Below are 18,502 nucleotides of genomic sequence, written 5' to 3'. Positions count from 1 at the left end.
CGCGACGCGCTGTAAGGGATTTGGCAACACCCGATACGGGCGTGCTTCTGGTATATGCCGCAGTCCTCCCGGAGTGGGTGACCGGTCCCGATGCGGTAGTCGTCGTCCGGGGTCAAGTCGTAGAGACCGTACGTGACTTGAGGGGCAGGGACGGTGTCGCGCGGCGCCTTCATTCTGCTGTTCGAGGGTCAGGTGTGCGAGTGCCCGGAGCGCGTTCAGAGGGAGCGTGCGAAGTCCGCCACCTCGGCGTCGTACAGATAGGACGGATCAATGCCCATCGAGGCGAAGTTGCCCTCGATCTCCAGGGCGGCCATGCCGTGCAGATGGGCCCACAGCATCGTGGCGCGCGCGGCGACGGCCTCCGGTACGTCCTCGAAGCCGTGCCGCTCCCGCCACTCCTGGAACTGCGCCGCCGCGCCTCGCGGTTCCCGCGGCTCCGGCTCGGCGGCCAGCGCGCCCACCGCGTCCAGGAGTACGGTCATGGCGGACTGCGAGGCCTCGACCAGGCGCGAGGCCTGGGCGTCGTACCCCTGGAGCGGGGCACGGAAGAGCAGGCGGTAGCGGTGCGGCTCGGCCAGCGCCCAGGCCCGGTAGGCATGGACCAGTCCGGTCAGGCGGCCGGCGGGGTCGCCCGGGCCGGCCTCGGCGGCACCGGCGAGGGCCGACGCCAGGTCCCCGTAGGCGTCGACGACGAGTTCGGTCAGCAGGCTGTCGCGGTTGGCGAAGTAGCGGTAGAGCGCGGGGCCCGTCATGCCCAGCTGCTTGGCGATCGCGTTGAGCGACAGCGCCTCCGGGCCGCCCTCGGCGAGCTGGCGCAGTGCCGCCGTCTTCACCTCCTGGCGCACCTGTGCGCGGAACCGGTCGCGCGGGCCGGTCCCGGTCCGGGTTTCTGCGGCCATGTCGTCGCCTCTTCGTGTCGGTTTGCGAAGGCCAGGTGTGTTAGAACCTATCACACTCGCGACAGTGAGTAACAAGATGACCCCAGGCGCCAGGGAGCGGGCGCCCCGCCGCCCGCGTCCGTCCGTCGCCGGTGGGCCGGTGGCCCGGTCAGGCGTAGAGATCCGGGCGCGGGGCGAGTTCGACGGCCACCCGGGCACCGCTCTCCAGTGCCCGGACTCCCGCCTCGGCGACGGCGGAGGCCGCGTACCCGTCCCAGATCCCGGGCCCGGTGACCCGGCCGGCCCGAGTGGCGTCCACCCAGGCCTGGACCTCGCGGTCGTAGGCGTCGGCGAAGCGTACGAGATAGTCCTGCGCCACCTCGTCGTGCCGGGCGCCCGCCGTCGTCACGGCCATGGAGCGCTCGTCCCCGATCCGCGCGCTCCCCGACTCGCACACCGCCTCGCACGCCACCTGGTAGCCGAACCCGCAGTTCACGAAGACCTCGACGTCGACCAGGGCGCCGTCGGCCGTCTCGAAGAGGACGAACTGAGGGTCGATCAGCCCCTCGGGCGCGGTGGAGGACGACCCGGGGCGCAGCACGGTCACCGCCGTCAGCTCCTGCCCCAGCAGCCAGCGCGCGGCGTCGATCTCGTGCGAGACGGAACTGTTGACCAGCATCGCCGAGGTGAAGCCGGGCGGCGAGGAGACGTTGCGGTGAGTGCAGTGCAGCATCAGCGGGCGGCCCAGCCGGCCACTGTCCAGCAGCGACTTGAGACGCCGGTACTCGGCGTCGTACCGGCGCATGAACCCGACCTGCGTCAGCCGCCGCCCGAGCCGCACCTCCGCCTCCATCACCCGCAGCGCCCCGGCCGACTCCGGCACCAGCGGCTTCTCGCACAGCACCGGCAGGCCCCGGGCGAACGCGGCGAGCAGGGCCTCCTCGTGCGCGGGGCCTGGGGAGGCGATCAGTACGGCCTCCACCCCGGGCGCGTCGAGCGCGGCCGCCGCCTCGGTGTGGACCGACGCACCGTCGATGCCGGCCGCGGCCTCCTGGGCGCGACCGGTGTCGGGATCCGCCACGGCGGCGACCCTGGCGCCGCTCACCGCCCGGTCCAAGCGGCGTACATGGTCGGCTCCCATGTGTCCGGCACCCAGTACCGCCACACCCAACAGCTCACTCACGCGGTGCGCACCTCTCCGACGACTCTTCCCGGGGCGATCCGTCCCGGTGATCCGATTGTCGGCCGGAGGGATCCGGAACGCAGCACCCGCAAGGGGTTCCCTTATCGGGCATTCAAGGCAATTGATTGTTAATGTCGCTCAAGTCGCCGGACGGCGTTGCCCGTATCGCGGTGGCGCACCGCGATGCCCGTCTCCGGCAGGACACCCATGACGCAGGTCGACACAGAGCCCGAGGCGGCACCGGCCGCCAAGCTGACCCTGGTCACCCTCACGATGATGGTCGTCGGCTCCATGGTCGGCGCAGGGGTGTTCTCCCTCCCTCGGCGGTTCGCCCAGGAGACGGGTGTGGCGGGCGCGCTGATCGCCTGGGCCGTCGCCGGTACCGGCATGCTGATGCTCGCCTTCGTCTTCCAGCGGCTCGCGATCAGCAGACCCGACCTCGACGCGGGCGTCTACGCGTACGCCAAGGCCGGTTTCGGCGAGTACCTCGGATTCTTCTCGGCCTTCGGCTACTGGGCCAGTGCCTGCGTCGGCAACGTCACCTACTGGGTGCTCATCATGTCGACGATCGGTGCCATCGCGCCCGCGCTCGGCGACGGGGACACCGTCCTCGCCGTCGTGCTCTCCTCGGTCTGCCTGTGGGCCTTCTTCCTCCTCATCCGGCGCGGGGTGAAGGAGGCGGCGGCCATCAACCGGATCGTCACCGTCGCCAAGGTCGTGCCGATCCTCGTCTTCGTCGTCCTCGCGCTCTTCTACCTGAAGCCCCATGTCTTCGCCGAGAACTGGGCCGGCGCCGACTACGCCGGCTCGCTCTTCGAGCAGGTCAAGGGCACCATGCTGGCCACGGTCTTCGTCTTCCTCGGCGTCGAGGGGGCGAGCGTCTACTCCCGGCACGCCCAGCGCCGCGAGGACGTGGGCCGCGCCACCATCCTCGGTTTCCTCAGTGTGTTCGCCATCTTCGCCTCGGTCACGATCGTGTCGTACGGGCTCCTGCCCATGGGCGAGATCGCCGAGCTCAGGCAGCCCTCGATGGCCGGAGTCCTGGAGAGCGCGGTCGGCACCTGGGGACAGGTCTTCGTCAGTGTCGGGCTCATCGTCTCGGTGCTCGGCGCCTACCTCGCCTGGACGCTGATGGCGGCCGAAGTGCTGTTCGTCGCGGCCAAGGACGAGGACATGCCCCGCTTCCTGGCCCGCGCCACGCGCGCCGACGTGCCCGTGCCCGCGCTGCTGCTGACCACCCTGCTCACCCAGGTGGTCCTCGTCGTCACCCTGTTCTCGGACGACGCCTTCAACTTCGCGCTCGACCTGACCAGCGCCCTGACACTGATCCCGTTCCTGCTGGCGGCCGGCTTCGCCCTGAAGATCGCCCGGCGCCGGTTCGGGAGCGACCTCGTCGTCGCCGCGCTCGCCACCGTCTACACCGCCTTCCTCCTCTACGCGGCCGGACTGAAGTACCTCCTCGTCTCCTTCATCATCTACGCGCCCGCCACCGTGCTGTTCGTGATGGCGCGGCGTGAGCAGGGCAGGACACCGTTCTCGCCCCGCGAACTGGTCATCCTCGTCGTCTCGGTCGCCGGTGCCGTCACCGGGATCGTCGCCCTGGCGCTGGGCTGGATCAGTCTGTGAACCGTCGGCCCCAGGCCCCGGAGAAAGGCACACCGTGACCAGTCAGGACACCGCCGGCCGCCCGGCGTACGGCGTTCACTCCGAGGTCGGCACGCTCCGCAAGGTCCTGGTCTGCGCACCCGGCCTCGCCCACCGCCGGCTCACCCCGACCAACGCCGACGACCTCCTCTTCGACGACGTGATGTGGGTGGGGAACGCCCAGCGCGACCACGCCGACTTCGTCAACAAGCTGCGGGGGCGCGGGGTTGAGGTCGTGGAACTGCACGACCTGCTCGCGCAGACGATGGCCCTGCCCGTGGCGAAGGACTGGCTCCTCGACCGGAAGATCACCCCGAACGAGGTCGGGCTCGGACTCGTCGACAGCACCCGGGCCTTCCTGGAATCCCTCGAACCCCCCGCCCTCGCCGAGTACCTGATCGGCGGACTCTCCACCGCGGACCTGCCCGACGAGTTCCGCACCGGCTACCTCTCCCTGGCCCGCGAATCCACCGGCGTGCGCGAATACCTCATGCCGCCGCTGCCCAACACCCTCTACACCCGCGACACCACCTGCTGGCTCTACGGGGGCCTGACCCTCAATCCCCTCTACTGGCCCGCCCGGCACGACGAGACCCTCCTGATGAAGGCCGTCTACTCCTTCCACCCCGACTTCGTGGACTCCAAGGTGTGGTGGGGCGACCCCGAACTATCCTGGGGCCAGGCCACGTTCGAGGGCGGCGACATCATGCCGGTCGGCAACGGCGTCGTCCTCATGGGCATGAGCGAGCGCACCTCGCGCCAGGCCATCAGCCAGGTCGCGGCCGCCCTGTTCCGCAACGGCGCGGCCGAGCACATCGTCGTCGCGGGCATGCCGAAACTGCGCTCCGCGATGCACCTCGACACGGTCTTCACCTTCGCCGACCGCGACCTGGTCACCCTGTATCCGGCCATCATGAACGCGGTGCACACGTTCTCCCTGCGGCCGAGCGACAAGGCCCCCGGGGTCGAACTCACCGACGAGGGCTCACGCGCCTTCACCGATGTCGTCGCCGGGGCGCTGGGCCTGCCCGAACTGCGGGTCGTCGAGACCGGCGGCGACGTGTACGCCTCCGAACGGCAGCAGTGGGACAGCGGCAACAACGCCGTCGCCCTGGAGCCGGGCGTGGTGTTCACCTACGACCGCAACACCCAGACCAACACCCTGCTGCGCAAGGCGGGCGTGGAGGTCATCACCATCGTCGGGTCCGAGCTGGGGCGGGGACGCGGCGGCGGCCACTGCATGACCTGCCCCATCGTGCGGGACCCCGTCGACTTCTGACGCCCGGCGCGGGCCCCGCCGTCCGGCGGCTCAGAACGAGTCGGGATCGGCGCCGGCCCAGTCCGCCGCCCAGGCCGACGGCGGCTCGGCGAGCAGCACCCCGGGCGCGAGCCACTCGTACAGCTCGGCGTAGGACTTCACTGTCGTCGGTCCGATGCGCCGCAGCAGCCGGTGGGGCGTGAGCTCGCCGGGATCCCGCACCCCCATCGCGGCCATGATCTGGCTCGCACCGCGCACGGTGGCCCGGTGGTAGCGCAGCACCCGCTCGGACTTGTCGGCCACGTCCAGCGCACGCACCCGGCGCGGATCCTGGGTCGCCACACCGACCGGGCACTTGTTCGTGTGACACCGCTGGGCCTGCACACAGCCGACGGCGAACATCATCGCCCGGGCCGCGTTGGTGTAGTCGGCGCCCTGGAGAAGGCGTTTGACGATGTCCGAGCCGGTCGCGACCTTGCCGCTCGCGCCGATCCGTACCCGGTCGCGCAGCCCGGCGCCGACCAGCGCGTTGTGCACCGTGATCAGACCCTCGGTCAGCGGCGTACCGATGTTGTCCGCGAACTCCAGGGGAGCCGCCCCCGTCCCGCCCTCCGAGCCGTCCACGACGATGAAGTCGGGTGTCACCCCCTCGGCGAGCATCGCCTTGCACACGGCCAGGAACTGACGACGCGAGCCCACACAGAGCTTGAAGCCGGTCGGCTTGCCGCCCGCCAGTTCACGCATCCGCGCGATGAACCGCACCAGTTCCCTCGGGGTCGAGAACACTCGGTGATACGGGGGCGACACCACCGTCGCGCCCTCGGGCACACCGCGGGCCAGCGCGATCTCCGCGTTCACCTTCGCCCCGGGCAGCACACCGCCGAACCCCGGCTTCGCTCCCTGGGAGAGCTTCAGCGACAGGCACTTCACCTCGGGCAGCGCCGCCTTGTCCGCGAACTCCCTTTCCTCGAAGTCCCCTTCGGGGGTACGGCACCCGAAGTACCCCGTGCCGATCTCCCATACGAGGTCACCGCCACCCCGCAGATGGTGGTCCGACAGACCGCCCTCGCCGGTGTCGTGCGCGAAACCCCCCAGCGCAGCACCCCTGTTGAGAGCCACGACGGCGTTCGCCGACAGCGCTCCGAAGCTCATCGCCGAGACGTTGAGCAGCGACATCTCGTACGGCTGGGTGCAGTCGGGGCCGCCCACCCGGACGACCGGCGGCTCGTCCGGCACCTCGACCGGGCGCATCGACGGCTCCAGGAACTCGTAGCCGTCCACGTACACGTCACGCTCCGTGCCGAACGGCTCCTCGGCCTCGACCCCCTTGGCCCGCTCGTACACGATGGTGCGCACGCTCCGGTCGTAGGGCCGCCCGTCGAAGTTGCGCTCGACGAAGTACTGCTGGAGCTCCGGGCGCAGCGCCTCCATGAGGAAGCGCAGATGGCCCAGCAGCGGATAGTTGCGCAGCACGGAGTGGCGGCGCTGCGCCAGGTCGAGGCCGCCGAGCGCGGTCAGCGCCAGCAGCGGACCGGCCGCGCACCACCACCAGGGCGAGACGGCGCCCGTGAGGAGCAGCGCCCCGGCGGCACCGAGGGCGACGAGCAGCAGTGGGAGCATCCGGCGCACCCCATGAGTCAAACGCATGGGGACGAAAGCCGCCGATCGTGACACCCGCTCGGGGTGTCACGCTCACCCTGTGGGGTGTCCGTCAGTAGCCGTCCGCGTCCTGCGGACCGCAGTAGCTGCCGCCGGCCGGCAGCGACCCGTACAGCAGGAAGTCGTCGACCTTGCGGTGCACGCACTTCGAGGACGCGTACCCGGTGTGCCCGTCGCCCTTGTTGTCGAGCACCACCGCGGCGGAACCGAGACGCTTCGCGGTCTCCTCGGTCCAGCGGTAGGGGGTCGCCGGGTCCCCGCGGGTGCCGACGAGCAGCATCTTCGGGGCGGGTACGTCGCGGACCTTCTCGCGTATGTAGTCGGTGCCCTTCGGGCGGCCGTAGCACATCAGCACCTGGGCCAGCCGGTACCGGCCGAAGACCGGCGAGGCCTCCTCGTAGGCGGCGCGCAGTTGGGCGACCTGCCGGGCGACCTCGCCGGCGCTCGGCCGGTCGGGGTCGTCGGCGCAGTTGACGGCCATCAGGGCGGCGGGAAGGTTGTCGAGGGGGACGTCCTCGGCGTCGACGAGCCCGCTGTGCTTCGGCCGCTGCCGGACGGGTGTGGAGGTGCCGGGCAGGGAGGCACCGCCGTACAGCTGGTTCAGTCCGTGGGTGTCGCCGTCCTGGACCAGCAGACCGAGGGCCTGTTCCAGGACGGGCCACATCGCCTTGCTGTAGAGCGCCAGGCCGATCGCCCCCACCAGGTCCTGTCCGGTGAACTCCTGGCCGTAGTCCGAGGGCACCGGCTCCTCGTCGAGCGACTTCACGAGCTGGACCACCTGCTCGCCCGCGCTGCGCGCGTCCTGTCCGAACGGGCAGGCCAGGTTCTTCGCACACCAGGTGATGAAGTCGTCGAGGGCGGTCTGCTGTCCTTCCGCGCCGGTGAGGCCCTGCTCGGTGATCGGCTCGGTGAGGGTGTCGACGCCGTCGAGCACCATCCGTCCCGTCTTCTTGGGGAACTGGGCCGCGTACACCGCGCCGAGCCGTGTTCCGTACGAGAATCCGAGGTAGTTGAGCTTCTTGTCGCCGAGCGCCTGGCGCATCACGTCCAGGTCGCGGGAGGCGTTGACCGTGCCGATGTGGGGGAGGACCGCCCCCGAGTGCTCCGCACAGGTGTCCGCGGCCTTCTTGACCGCCTTGAGCGCCGCCTGCACGTCGGAGCCGGTGGCTGTCGCCCCGAAGATCTCGTCCGCGCCGTCGCCGCAGCTGACGGGCGAGGACCGGCCGACGCCCCGGGGGTCGAAGGTCACCACGTCGTAGCCGTTCGTCAGACCCATGAAGTCCTTGCCGCCAGCGGCGAGCCCGGGTATGCCCGCACCGCCGGGACCGCCGAAGTTCAGCAGCACCGAACCCCGTGAACGGCCCGTCGCCCGGTAGCGGGCCAGCGCCAGATCGAGCGTGCCGCGGTCCGGCCGCGCGTAGTCCAGCGGGACGGTGACCTTGCCGCATTGCAGGTCCTTGGGCATGCCGTCGCCCTTGCAGGCCGCCCATGCGACCCTCTGGCGGTAGAAGGTGGCCAGACCGGGCTGGTCGTCGGCCGTCGCCCCCGTCGGCAGACCGGCCGCCAGCAGGGTCAGCGTCGCGGTGGCGGCTCCCACGACCGCGAAGCGTTGGTGCACGGACAGCATGCCTGCCTCCAGGGGTCGCCTGCGGTGGACCGGCGATACCTCCCGGATCACGATAGACGCGGCCCCGGGGGCCCGCCTCCGGGCGCCGGGACCGGCCGGAGTCCCCTGACCGGCGCCGTTGTCTCCCTCGCGGGGTGCTCAGGGCGTTCGAAATACGTGACGCTCGATGGAGTGAAAGGCCGACAGGCCATAACTCGGACCGTCCACCGGCGTTCTTGGCAATGTGGGCGAGCGCCCACGTCGTTGTCAGGAAGGCAGTGAACGTATGAAACGGGTGACCCGAAATGGTTTGATCGCCGCGGCCGCCGCCTCGGGCGCGCTGGTGGCGGCGATGCCGGCCCACGCCGACTCCGCGGCGGACGGCGCGGCGGCAGGCTCGCCCGGCCTGATCTCCGGCAACACCGTCCAGCTGCCCGTGGACGTCCCCGTGAACCTGTGCGGGAACACGGTGAACGTGGCCGGGCTGCTCAACCCCGCCGCGGGCAACCGTTGCGCCAACGGGAGCGCCGAAGGCGGGGCCTCCCGGACCGGCGGCGGGCGGCACGGGGGAGCCGGAAGGCACGTCGGCGGCGGCACCGCCGGGCATGGCGGCACGGTCGGTGGCGGTGACCGTCACGGCGGTGTGGCCGGTGGTGGTGGGGGCGCCGTGGCGCACGGGAGCGGAAAGGATTCGCCGGGTGTGCTCTCGGGCAACGGCCTCCAGCTTCCGGTGGATCTCCCGGTCAACGTCAGCGGCAACTCCGTGACGGTGGTCGGCCTCGGCAACCCGGCCGTCGGGAACGAGTCGGTCAACACCTCGGGCGCCGAGCCGGTGCGGGAGCACCACCCCGCGAAACCCGCCCCGAGGCCGTCCACGCCGAGCGCGGTGACGCCCGACGCCGGAACGCCGGAGAAGGTACTGCCGCGGAGCGCGACCGCGGCCACCCTCGCCCACACGGGCGCGGACGGCACGATGTCCGCCGTGGCGGCGAGCGCGGCGATGCTGCTGGGCGGCGCCGTCCTGTACCGCCGGTTCCGTCCCGCCTCGGCGCACTGACCCGCGGCGATCACGGACGGGAGGCTCCATCGGACGGGTGACCGGTGGAGCCTCCTTCATGTCCGTCTCCCGCGGACCGCCTCGGTCACCAGCTCCAGGCGGGTCAGCTCCCTTGCGGCGGACAGGATGTGGGTGGAGTCGGTGCGCCGGGTGCCGCGGCCCTTGAGCAAGCCGGCCCGCCGGATCCGGGTGAGCGCGAGGCCCAGCAGCCGGTCGGCGCGGTCGCCCTCGGCGAGCCGGTCGCGGAAGTCGGACAGGACGCTGTGGTGGAAGCCGGGGTCTTCCAGCTTCAGGCCGAGGGCGTACGTGAAGTCGATGCGGCAGCGCACCGCGACGTCACCGGCTCCCAGCGGTCGAGGCCGCCCGCGCCGGTCGACCATTTACATAAACTATGAATATAAAAATGCTATGCTTCGAGCATGAGTCGTCAAGACGCCGCTCCTGGCGCGTCCGCCGCCATCGGGGCAGCCCTCTACGGCCTGGCCACCAGGGCCGCGAGACGCCTGCCACGGGACATGAGCCTGACGTCCGCCGCCACCCTGGCCACCCTGGACCGGACCGGCCCGCGGCGCATCACCGATCTGGCCGCAGTCGAGGGCGTCACCCAGCCCGCGATGACCGCCCTGGTCCGGGTGAATGAGGAGTCCGGCCTGGTCGAGCGGCGGGGCGACGCGTCCGACAAGCGGGTCACGCTGGTGTGCCTGACCGAGGCCGGCGCCTCCTATGTCCGGACGCGGCGCCAGGCGGGCGTCCACGCGTTCGAGCGGTTGATCGGCGAGCTCACCGGCGACGAGGTCGAGGCGCTGGTGGCGGCCCTTCCGGCGCTGAAGCATCTGGCAGCGCTCGAAAGCCAGGACCGCGAAGGGCCGAAGCAGTGACCGGGCAGCCGGTCGGCGGGGTCGCGGTGAAGGCGTTCCCGGTGGCGCGTTCCGAGGCGCGGCTGCTGGTCCCCGCCCTGATGTTCATCGCTCTGGTCGTGGCGGCGGTCGCCAGCCTCGGGACGCCGCTCATCACCAGCGTGGCGACCTCGTTCCACGTCTCGCTCGGCAGCGCGCAGTGGACGCTGACCGTCGCGCTGCTCAGCGGCGCCGTCGCCACGCCGGTCCTGGGCCGGCTCGGAGCGGGCCCGCACCGGCGGGCCACGATCCTCGCCACGCTGGCGGTCGTCGTCGCCGGCAGCGCGCTCACCGTGCTGCCGCTGCCGTTCGCGTGGCTGCTGGCCGGCAGGGCGGCCCAGGGCGTCGGGCTCGGGCTGACGGCGCTGATGATGGGCGTGGCCCGGGACCACCTCCCCGAGGAGCGCAGCGCGGCCGTGATCGCCCTGATCTCGGTGGTCTCGATCATCGGGGCCGGCGTCGGCTACCCGCTGGCCGCACTGCTCGCCGAGCTCGGCGGGGTACGGGCCGCCTACGGCCTCGGCCTGGTCGTCACCACCGGCGCCCTCCTGACCGCGTGGCGCTCCATGCCCGAAGCCCCCGAAGGCCGCTCCGCCCACGTGGACGTTGTTGGCGCGGTCGTCCTGGCCGCTGCGCTGCTCCTGGTGCTGTTCCTCGCCGGCGAACGGAATCTGTGGAGCCGGCACCTCGCCGTGGCGGCGGGCCTCGCCGTCGTAGCGGTGGTGCTGCTCTGCGTCTGGGCCGCCATCGAACTGCGCAGCACGACGCCCCTGGTCGATGTGCGGGCGGTGCGGCACCCGGCGGTCGCCGGGGCGAACCTCGCCATGTTCGTCGGCGGGATCGGCATGTACCTCCTGCTCACGCTCATCACCCGGTACGCGCAGACGCCGCACGGCGCCGGGTACGGCTTCGGGCTGACGACCTTCGTCGCCGGGCTGGTCCTCATCCCGTTCTCGGTGCTGGGGTTGGTCGCCGGCAAGCTCACACCGCGGGTCCGGACGCGGATCGCCGACCCCCTGCTCCTGGCCGGCAGCGCCGTCGTGGTCGGCGGCGGGTTCGCCCTGTTCGCGGCGGCCCGGTCGGACCTGGCCGAACTGTTCGCGGCGATGGGCGTGCTCGGCTTCGGCGTCGGTGGCTTCTCGGCCGCGATGCCCGGCGTCATCCTGGCCGTCACCCCCAAGAGCGAGACGTCGAGCGCCATGAGCTTCAACTACGTCGTCCGCAGCGTCGGGTACTCCCTGGGCAGCGCCATCGGCGGCCTGATCCTCGCCGCGGGCACCGGCCCCGGCCACCTCTTCCCCGACGACAGCGCCTACACCACCGCGGCGCTGGTCGGCATCGGCGCCATGGCGATCACGACGCTGGCAAGCCTCGCTCTCGCCCGCCGAGGCTCGTCCGAGACCAACCCGTAAGTCGGATGCACTCATCCCAACACTGGAGGTTCCATGCCCAAGGGCTACTGGGTCAGCGCCTACCGCGCCATTTCAGACCCTGAGAAGCTGGCTGCTTACAACAAGCTGGCGGGTCCGGCCGTCAAGGCCGGGGGCGGTCGGATCCTCGCCCGTGACAGTCGGGTCGTGGCGCATGACGCCGGAATCGCCGAGCGCACCATCCTGATCGAGTTCGACAGCTTCGAGCAGGCCGTCGCGGCGCACGAGAGTGCGGCCTACCAGGAGGCGCTGGTCGCCCTCTCCGACGGCGTCGAGCGCGACTTCCGCATCGTCGAAGGCATCGACTGACCGAGGCCCAGTCGGATCTTCACCACTTGTGCGGTGATCCGTGAGAAACGGCCCAGGGGAGCGGCGTCGTGCCGGGCGGGGTGCCTGCCGAAGTGGCCGAATCCCTTCCCGCGGGCGGTGCCTGTCGCTGCGTCCGGCGCGGAGATCGGCAAGGATGCTGCGCGGGCGACCGGCAGGCGCACCCCGCGTCCCACCTACCGGCGCACCCCGCGCCCCGAACGCCGGCGCGCACCCGACCCGTACGCATTGGAGTGCCCCATGACCTCTCCGGGACCCGACGGCCTCGTCGTCAGCCAGGCCACGCTCGACGACTGGAAGGTCGTCGGCGGCTGGGCGGCGGACGAGGGATGGAATCCCGGCCTGTCCGACAGCGTGAGTTTCTTCGCGCAGGATCCCGGGGGCTTCTTCATCGGACGCGTCGACGGGGAGCCGGTCTCGGCCATCTCGATGGTCAACTACAGCGCCGACTACGCCTTCCTGGGCTTCTATCTCGTACGCCCCGATCTGCGCGGGAACGGATACGGCCTCGCCACCTGGGAGACGGCCCTGGCCCACGCGGGCGGCCGGACCGTCGGCCTCGACGGCGTGGTCGCGCAGCAGGACAACTACCGCAAGTCCGGTTTCGAACTCGCCTACAGGACCGTCCGGTTCACCGGCGTGGCCCCCGTGGGGGAGCAGCCGTCGGGCGTGCGGTCGGCCGAGCCGGTGGATCGGGCCGCGATCACGGCGTACGACAGTGCCTGTCAGCCGGCCGACCGGCCGGCGTTCCTGGAGTCGTGGCTGACAACCCCCGGACACCGCACCTTCGTCCGGCACGGCGACGGCGGCCGGCTGAGCGGGTATGCGGTGATCCGTCCGGCGCGTGACTGCCTGCGGATCGGCCCCCTGTTCGCCGACACGGCCGAGGACGCCCGCGCCCTGTTCACCGCGCTCGCCGCCGACGCGGGCGGCAGGGCGCTCGCCATCGACGTGCCCCGGACGAACACCTCGGCCGTCGCCCTCGCCGAACAGCTCGGCCTGGCCCCCTCCTTCGAGACGGCCCGCATGTACACCGGCCCGGTCAGGGCGTCGGCGCGGGAACGGGTCCACGGCGTGACGTCACTCGAACTGGGCTGACCCGGCAGGGGTTTACGGCCTCGTAGGCGTCGGGAGCGGTGGCGGTGACGGTGGTTCGACCCGAGGGGCGGGCGCGGTGGCGGTCGCTCAGTCCCGGGGGCGGGCCGCGGCCACCCCGGTGAGCAGGAGCATCCCGGAGTCTCCGTAGTCCGGCAGGGTCGGATCCGAGGGGATGCGGCTGACCGTGAGCCCGTCGGTGAGCGGGGTGAACACCTCGGTGATCACGTCCGTGTCCACCGGGCAGCCCGGCCAGCGGGACGCGGCGCCGATCCTGTAGGTCGGCATGTTCTCCATGAAGGCGGCGACCAGATGCCCGCCCGGTTCCGCGCACCCGACGAACCGGCGGCAGAAGTCCTTGAACTCCTCGAAGTCCTCGGTGACGCCCTCGGCCACGAAGTGCATGGAGGCGAGGCCGTAGCCTCCCGGTTCGACGGACCTCAGGTCGCCGTGCACGAGCCGCACCGGGGACAGCGACTCCTCCAGGGTCTCGGGTACGGCGGGGTTGAGGCTGCGGCACAGCGCGTGGAAGGGCAGCCAGCTCCGGTCCGGCGGCCCGTTCAACTGCTGCTCCAGATAAGCGGCGTTGGAGGCACCCGCCTCCACGGCGTCGATCCGGCGGCTCGCGGCCGACGCGAGGATCAGCGGGTAGAGATTGGGACCCGCCCCGATCTCCACGGACCGGGCGACGCCGTCCGGCGCGAACTCGCGGTAGAACGCGCTGTGGTGGGTGATGACCGCCGCGTCCGAGGGATGCAGCTCGCGGTAGTTCTCCGTCAGGTAGTCCTCGACCGGCCAGCTGTCCCAGTTCACGTCGTCATTGAGGACCGCCATCGCGGACTCCGTCCCTCGGTCGCAGCCGATAGCGCTCGGTGAGCCGGGTGAGTGTGTCGTTGAGCCGGTCGACGTCGTCGTCGGAGTTGAGCGCCGTCAGCTGGACCCGGAAACCGACCCGGTCGCGCGGGACCAGGGGATAGGCCGCCAGGGTCACATAGATGCCGTTGTCCCAGAGGAACCCGCCGACCGCGTCCAGGTCGTCGGCGTCGGCCAGGGGGATCTCGATGATCGGCAGACGGTCGGTGTTGAGCGTGCCCGCCCCCAGTGCCTCCAGATGATCGAGCACCCGCACGGTCTTGCGGTAGAGATCGGCCCGGATGGCGTCGCCGCGGGTGTCGTTGACGTCGAGACCGGCCAGCGCCGTGGCGAGGGAGGCGGTGGGCGAGGGGCCCGAGTAGAGGTAGGGGGCCGCGGTCGTCTTGAGGCGGTCCTTGAGCGCGCTGGGCAGGGCGAGGAAGGCCAGCAGCGACGAGTACGCCTTGGAGAAACCGCCGACGAGCACGATCCCTTCGTACGACTCCCCGGTGTGCCGTACGACGCTGTTGCCGCGGTCCCCGTACGGACACGACTCGTGCGGGCCGCGCTCCCCGATGACGCCGAAGCCGTGCGCGTCGTCGATGTACATCAGGGCGTTCCGCGGCCTGCACACCTCGGCCAGCCTCGTCAGGTCGGGGATGTTCCCGCTCATGCTGTTCACGCCGTCCAGGCAGACGAGCCTGGGCAGTCCGGCGGGTACCTCGTCGAGCATGGCGGCGAGTTCGTCGGGGCGTTCGGCGTGGAACCGGCGCAATGTCGCGCCCTGCCCGCGGGCCCCCACGCACCCGTCGAACACGGTCCGGTGCGCCGTGGCCTCGACGAAGACATGGCCCTGGCCGGCCAGGGCGGGGATCACCGAGGCATGGATCAGGGTCGCCGTGGGGAGCAGCAGTGTGTCCGGCGCGCCGAGCAGGTCGGCGAGTCGCTCCTCGATGTCCGGATACAGCCGGGGACTGCCGATCAGCCGCGACCAGCTGGGGTGGGTGCCCCAGCGGCGTACGGCCGGCTCGATCGCCTGGATGATCTCCGGATCGCAGTCGAAGCCGAGGTAGTTGCAGGAGGCGAAGTCGATCATCCAGTGGTCGCCGCTGCGGATGTGCCGGCCGCGTACCTCGTCCAGCACGGCGTCGCTCATGGGGCTGGTCTGCCGCAGGTGCTCCAGATCGCGCCAGCGTCTGGAGCGGCGTGTGCTCTCGGTCTGTGTGCCGTCGGTCTGTGTGTCCTCGCGTCGAATGCTCCCGGTCTGTTCGCCGTCGGGCCGTGCGGCCTCGCCACTCGTGCCGTCGGGTCGCGCGCCCTCGCTCGGTGTGCCGTCGGTCCCCGCCGTGTCGGGCGGGGAGGACCGCTCCTCGCGGGGGTCGGCGGATCCCGGATCCGTCTGTCCCATTCCGTACCTCGCTTCCGCCGTCGCGGCGGCGGACTGTACCGGGGTGCGGACCCCGTCGCGCTGCCTCAGCAGGAACTCGCTCTGCTGCACCGTCATCGGCCGGGCGAAGAGGAACCCCTGTCCGAACCGGCATCCCATGCCGGCCAGGAGATCCCGTTGCACCGGTTCCTCGATCCCCTCGGCGATCACCTGGATGCCCAGGGTGTCGGCGAGACCGACGATTCCCTCGACGAGCGCGACCTGCCGTGTGTCCAGCGCGATGTCGTCGATGAACGTCTTGTCGATCTTCAGTACGTCGACGGGGAAGTCCCGCAGATACCGCAGCGACGAGTAGCCGCTGCCGAAGTCGTCGACGGCTATGTGCACTCCGAGGTCCTTGAGCGCGTAAAGGACCGCCTGGATCTGCGCGTCCCGGCGCATCAGCACGGTCTCGGTGAGCTCCAGCTGGAGCGACCCCGGGGCGAGCCCCGGTGTGTCCAGCGCCTTGCGCACCTCGCCCAGGAAACCGCTGTCGCGGAACTGGCGGGGGGAGACGTTCACGCTGACGTACGGCGGGTCGGCGCCGTCGGCCGCCTTCTGGAGTCCGGCGATGTCCGTGACGGCGTTCGACAGGACCCACGCGCCCAGCGGCGTGATGTGCCCGGTCTCCTCGGCGAGGGCGATGAACTGTTCCGGCGGTACCGGCTCGTGCTGCGGATGCGGCCAGCGGGCCAGCGCCTCGAAGCCGACGACCTCGCCCGCGGCGATGTCGACGACGGGCTGGTAGCGCAGCGTGAACTCGGACCGGGCCACCGCGCCGTCGAGGCGTGCCTGGAGATCGTGCCGTTCCACCATCCGCACCCGAAGGCGCGGCAGGAACCTGCGCCACTGCCGCTTGCCCGCCGCCTTGGCCGCGTAGAGAGCCAGATCGGCGTGGCCGAGGAGTTCCTCGGCGTCCGTGCTGTCCCTCGCGGTGGCCACGCCGACGCTCGCCGACACGCTCACCGAGCCCTCGCGGAGGCTGAACGGTCTGCTCAGTGCCTGAATCACCTGAGCCGCCAGGAGCTCGGCGTCGAGCGGCTTCTTCGCGTCCTCCATCAGCACCGCGAACTCGTCGCCCCCGAGCCGGGCGGCGGTGTCCGTGCGGCGCAGGGTGCCCGAGAGCCGTTCGCCGACGGCGGTCAGCAGATGGTCGCCGGTGGAGTGCCCCATCGTGTCGTTGACCATCTTGAAGTCGTCGAGGTCGATGAAGAGCAGACAGGTGAGGGTCGTCCCGCGGCGGCTGCGCAGCAGAGCGCGCTCGATCCGTTCCAGGAGCAGGGTCCGGTTGGGCAGTCCGGTCAGCGGATCGTGGAACGCCCGTTCCGTCAGCTCGTGTTCCAGCCGCCGTTGCTCGGTCACGTCCCGCAGGGTGATGACCAGAGCGGCCACCGTGGGGTCCTCGCGCAGGTCGCTGCACCGCACCTCCACCTCGATGCGGCAGCCGTCGCGCAGCACCCACCAGTGGTCGTGGGTCTCGGGCGGCCCGCCGTTCCGCAGGGCGGCGAGTCCCTTGACGACCCGTGTCCGGTCGCTGGAGTCCACGAGTTCGGGCAGCGGTGCCCCGGTCAGTTCCACCTGGCCGAAGACGGCGCGCGCGGATGGGCTCGCGTACCGGACCGTGTTGTCGTCCTCGACGATGAGAATGACGTCCGAGGCGTTGCGCACCAGCGTGCGGAAGTACGCCTCGCTCTCCTTGCGGATGATCTCCTGGCGCAGCGCGATGCGTTCCACGGCCAGCCCGGCGTGCGAGGCCAGGATCTCCAACGAGCTCTGGATCTCTCGGAGTTGCTGCTCGGGTCCGGCCGCCATCAGCACGCCCGGCAGTTCTCCGGCGGGCTCGTCGGGCGGGATCATGGGGCACACCAGGGTGGTCGGCAGGCCGTCGAGCCGGGCCGCGATGTCCGTCCCGAGCTCGGCTGTGGGCACGAGGTGCGTGCGGCGGGTGACCAGCCCGCTGGCGTATTCGGCCGGCAGGACGAGACTGCGGTGCGCGACCTTGGGCCCGAACAGGGTGCTGACCGTGGTGTCGCACGTCCGCGCCACGTCCTGCGGCCGGATCGCCGCGACGAGGGACGTCGCCGAGGTGCGCAGTGCCAGTTCGCGGGCCACGGCGTTGCGGTGGGCCACCACCATTCCGGAGAGGCGCAGGAGCACCAGCAGGAAGAGCGCGGCGGAGAAGACCGCGATCACGGCGGCGTCCTGAGCGTTCCCGCGCCGCCCCTCGTAGAGCAGGATCGCGGGTGCCACGAGGGTGGCCGCGGAGAGCGAGAGCAGGCGGCGGCGGGTGGGACGCAGGGACTCCCGGTGCACCACGGGCCGGGTGAGTTCCACCATGGAGGGATGCATTCCGGCGAGCCCCCAGGCTGTGTAGAACACGATCCAGCCCGAGTCGAGCACGGTCCCGGTCTGCCACAGGTTGTTGAGCTGGAGAATCCCGTACGCGATGTCGAAGGTCAGCAGCGTCGCCGTTCCGAGGACGAGGAGCTGGAGGGCGGGGTTACGGCCCGAGCCGGGGCTCGACACCAGCAGGCGGGCCAGCATCGCGAGGACGAGGACGTCGCCGAGCGGGTAGGCGATGCTGATGGCGCGCTGCTGCCAGGTCATGCCCGGCGCATGGGTGAGCGGCTGCACCAGGAAGACCCAGACCGGCAGCGCGAGACCCAGGGCGAAGATCAGCGCGTCGAGCAGGCTCGGCAGGTCGTGGCCCGGCCAGCGGTAGCGGACGAGCCCGTACAGGCCGGCGGCGAACAGTGGATAGCAGGCGAGGTAGCAGGCGTCCGCGACGGACGGGAACGGGTTGTTGAAGTGGAAGTACGACTCCATCACGTTGTACGACGTGTCGCCCGCGGCGAAGGCCAGCAGCCCCGAGGCCAGCAGCAGCCACGGCCAGCGGTGGGCCGGGCGGTTGACGATGATTCCCGTGAGCATCGCCGCCACACCGCCGAGCCCGATGACGGCCCACAACGGGGTCCGGGTCGCGGAAACGGCCATGTAGACGGCGGTGGTGGCCATCACCAGGAGGGCGTACACGCCGAGGCGCCGTGGCCGCGGCAAGGGGCCCCTGAGGGGAAGTACCCGCAGCAAGCCGAACCGCCTCCCTACGTCGGACGGCACAGGACCGTTCGCCGGGTTTGGGGCATTGTTGATCGTAGGCACGGGGGGTGGGCCGCTGCATCTCCAGCCCGGGT

The 18,502-nt window shown here is 71.2% G+C and carries 13 protein-coding genes and 1 pseudogene; 7 read left to right on the top strand and 7 right to left on the bottom strand.

The window, feature by feature from the left end; genetic code table 11:
* Positions 1-215: 215 nt before the first annotated feature.
* Positions 216-899, bottom strand: a complete 684-nt coding sequence (locus tag ABZV42_RS08130; RefSeq protein ID WP_355980335.1) for a TetR/AcrR family transcriptional regulator — start codon at positions 897-899, stop codon at positions 216-218.
* 148 nt (positions 900-1,047) lie between these two features.
* Positions 1,048-2,061, bottom strand: a complete 1,014-nt coding sequence (locus tag ABZV42_RS08125; RefSeq protein ID WP_356051226.1) for a Gfo/Idh/MocA family oxidoreductase — start codon at positions 2,059-2,061, stop codon at positions 1,048-1,050.
* A 207-nt stretch (positions 2,062-2,268) separates the two neighbouring features.
* Here ABZV42_RS08125 and ABZV42_RS08120 point away from each other — a divergent pair, with 207 nt between their 5' ends.
* Entirely contained in the window at positions 2,269-3,687 is a 1,419-nt protein-coding gene (locus ABZV42_RS08120) for a basic amino acid/polyamine antiporter (protein ID WP_355980329.1), read from the top strand.
* 34 nt (positions 3,688-3,721) lie between these two features.
* Positions 3,722-4,984, top strand: a complete 1,263-nt coding sequence (locus ABZV42_RS08115) for an arginine deiminase (RefSeq protein WP_356051224.1) — start codon at positions 3,722-3,724, stop codon at positions 4,982-4,984.
* 30 nt (positions 4,985-5,014) lie between these two features.
* Here ABZV42_RS08115 and ABZV42_RS08110 read toward each other — a convergent pair whose 3' ends face one another.
* Together ABZV42_RS08110 and ABZV42_RS08105 are read right to left on the bottom strand one after the other, a co-directional pair.
* Positions 5,015-6,583 (bottom strand): FMN-binding glutamate synthase family protein, encoded by a 1,569-nt coding sequence (locus ABZV42_RS08110; RefSeq protein WP_356051221.1) that lies wholly within the window; start codon positions 6,581-6,583, stop codon positions 5,015-5,017.
* Between the two features lie 91 nt (positions 6,584-6,674).
* Positions 6,675-8,249: an alpha/beta hydrolase gene (locus tag ABZV42_RS08105; RefSeq protein ID WP_355980320.1), complete on the bottom strand. Its 1,575-nt coding sequence runs from the start codon at positions 8,247-8,249 to the stop codon at positions 6,675-6,677.
* A 265-nt stretch (positions 8,250-8,514) separates the two neighbouring features.
* Between ABZV42_RS08105 and ABZV42_RS08100 the strand changes: the two genes are divergently transcribed.
* Positions 8,515-9,285, top strand: a complete 771-nt coding sequence (locus tag ABZV42_RS08100; protein ID WP_356051219.1) for a chaplin — start codon at positions 8,515-8,517, stop codon at positions 9,283-9,285.
* 71 nt (positions 9,286-9,356) lie between these two features.
* Here ABZV42_RS08100 and ABZV42_RS08095 read toward each other — a convergent pair.
* A pseudogene (locus ABZV42_RS08095) lies at positions 9,357-9,617 on the bottom strand (transposase); the annotation flags it as partial.
* A gap of 183 nt (positions 9,618-9,800) precedes the next feature.
* On the opposite strand from ABZV42_RS08095, the gene ABZV42_RS08090 reads away from it, so the two are divergent.
* The 4 genes from ABZV42_RS08090 to ABZV42_RS08075 all read left to right on the top strand — a co-directional run bounded on the left by ABZV42_RS08090 (position 9,801) and on the right by ABZV42_RS08075 (position 13,036).
* Entirely contained in the window at positions 9,801-10,163 is a 363-nt protein-coding gene (locus ABZV42_RS08090) for a MarR family transcriptional regulator (protein ID WP_356051340.1), read from the top strand.
* A complete protein-coding gene (locus tag ABZV42_RS08085; protein WP_356051217.1) occupies positions 10,160-11,593 on the top strand; it encodes an MFS transporter in 1,434 nt (477 codons plus the stop codon). Before ABZV42_RS08090 ends, ABZV42_RS08085 begins: the two co-directional genes overlap by 4 nt.
* A gap of 33 nt (positions 11,594-11,626) precedes the next feature.
* Positions 11,627-11,920, top strand: coding sequence for a DUF1330 domain-containing protein (locus ABZV42_RS08080; protein WP_356051215.1), 294 nt, complete (start codon positions 11,627-11,629; stop codon positions 11,918-11,920).
* 258 nt (positions 11,921-12,178) lie between these two features.
* Positions 12,179-13,036 carry a GNAT family N-acetyltransferase gene (locus ABZV42_RS08075; protein ID WP_356051213.1) on the top strand — a complete coding sequence of 286 codons (858 nt, stop codon included), beginning with the start codon at positions 12,179-12,181 and terminating at the stop codon, positions 13,034-13,036.
* Positions 13,037-13,123: 87 nt separating this feature from the next.
* Here ABZV42_RS08075 and ABZV42_RS08070 read toward each other — a convergent pair whose 3' ends face one another.
* Both ABZV42_RS08070 and ABZV42_RS08065 read right to left on the bottom strand, forming a co-directional pair.
* Positions 13,124-13,867: a class I SAM-dependent methyltransferase gene (locus ABZV42_RS08070; RefSeq protein ID WP_355980305.1), complete on the bottom strand. Its 744-nt coding sequence runs from the start codon at positions 13,865-13,867 to the stop codon at positions 13,124-13,126.
* Positions 13,851-18,326 carry an aminotransferase class I/II-fold pyridoxal phosphate-dependent enzyme gene (locus ABZV42_RS08065; RefSeq protein ID WP_356051338.1) on the bottom strand — a complete coding sequence of 1,492 codons (4,476 nt, stop codon included), beginning with the start codon at positions 18,324-18,326 and terminating at the stop codon, positions 13,851-13,853. Before ABZV42_RS08065 ends, ABZV42_RS08070 begins: the two co-directional genes overlap by 17 nt.
* Positions 18,327-18,502: the final 176 nt, after the last annotated feature.

This window comes from Streptomyces sp. NPDC005281 (genome assembly GCF_040607495.1).
Classification (GTDB): domain Bacteria; phylum Actinomycetota; class Actinomycetes; order Streptomycetales; family Streptomycetaceae; genus Streptomyces.
This window is presented reverse-complemented; position numbering and strand designations above follow the sequence as displayed.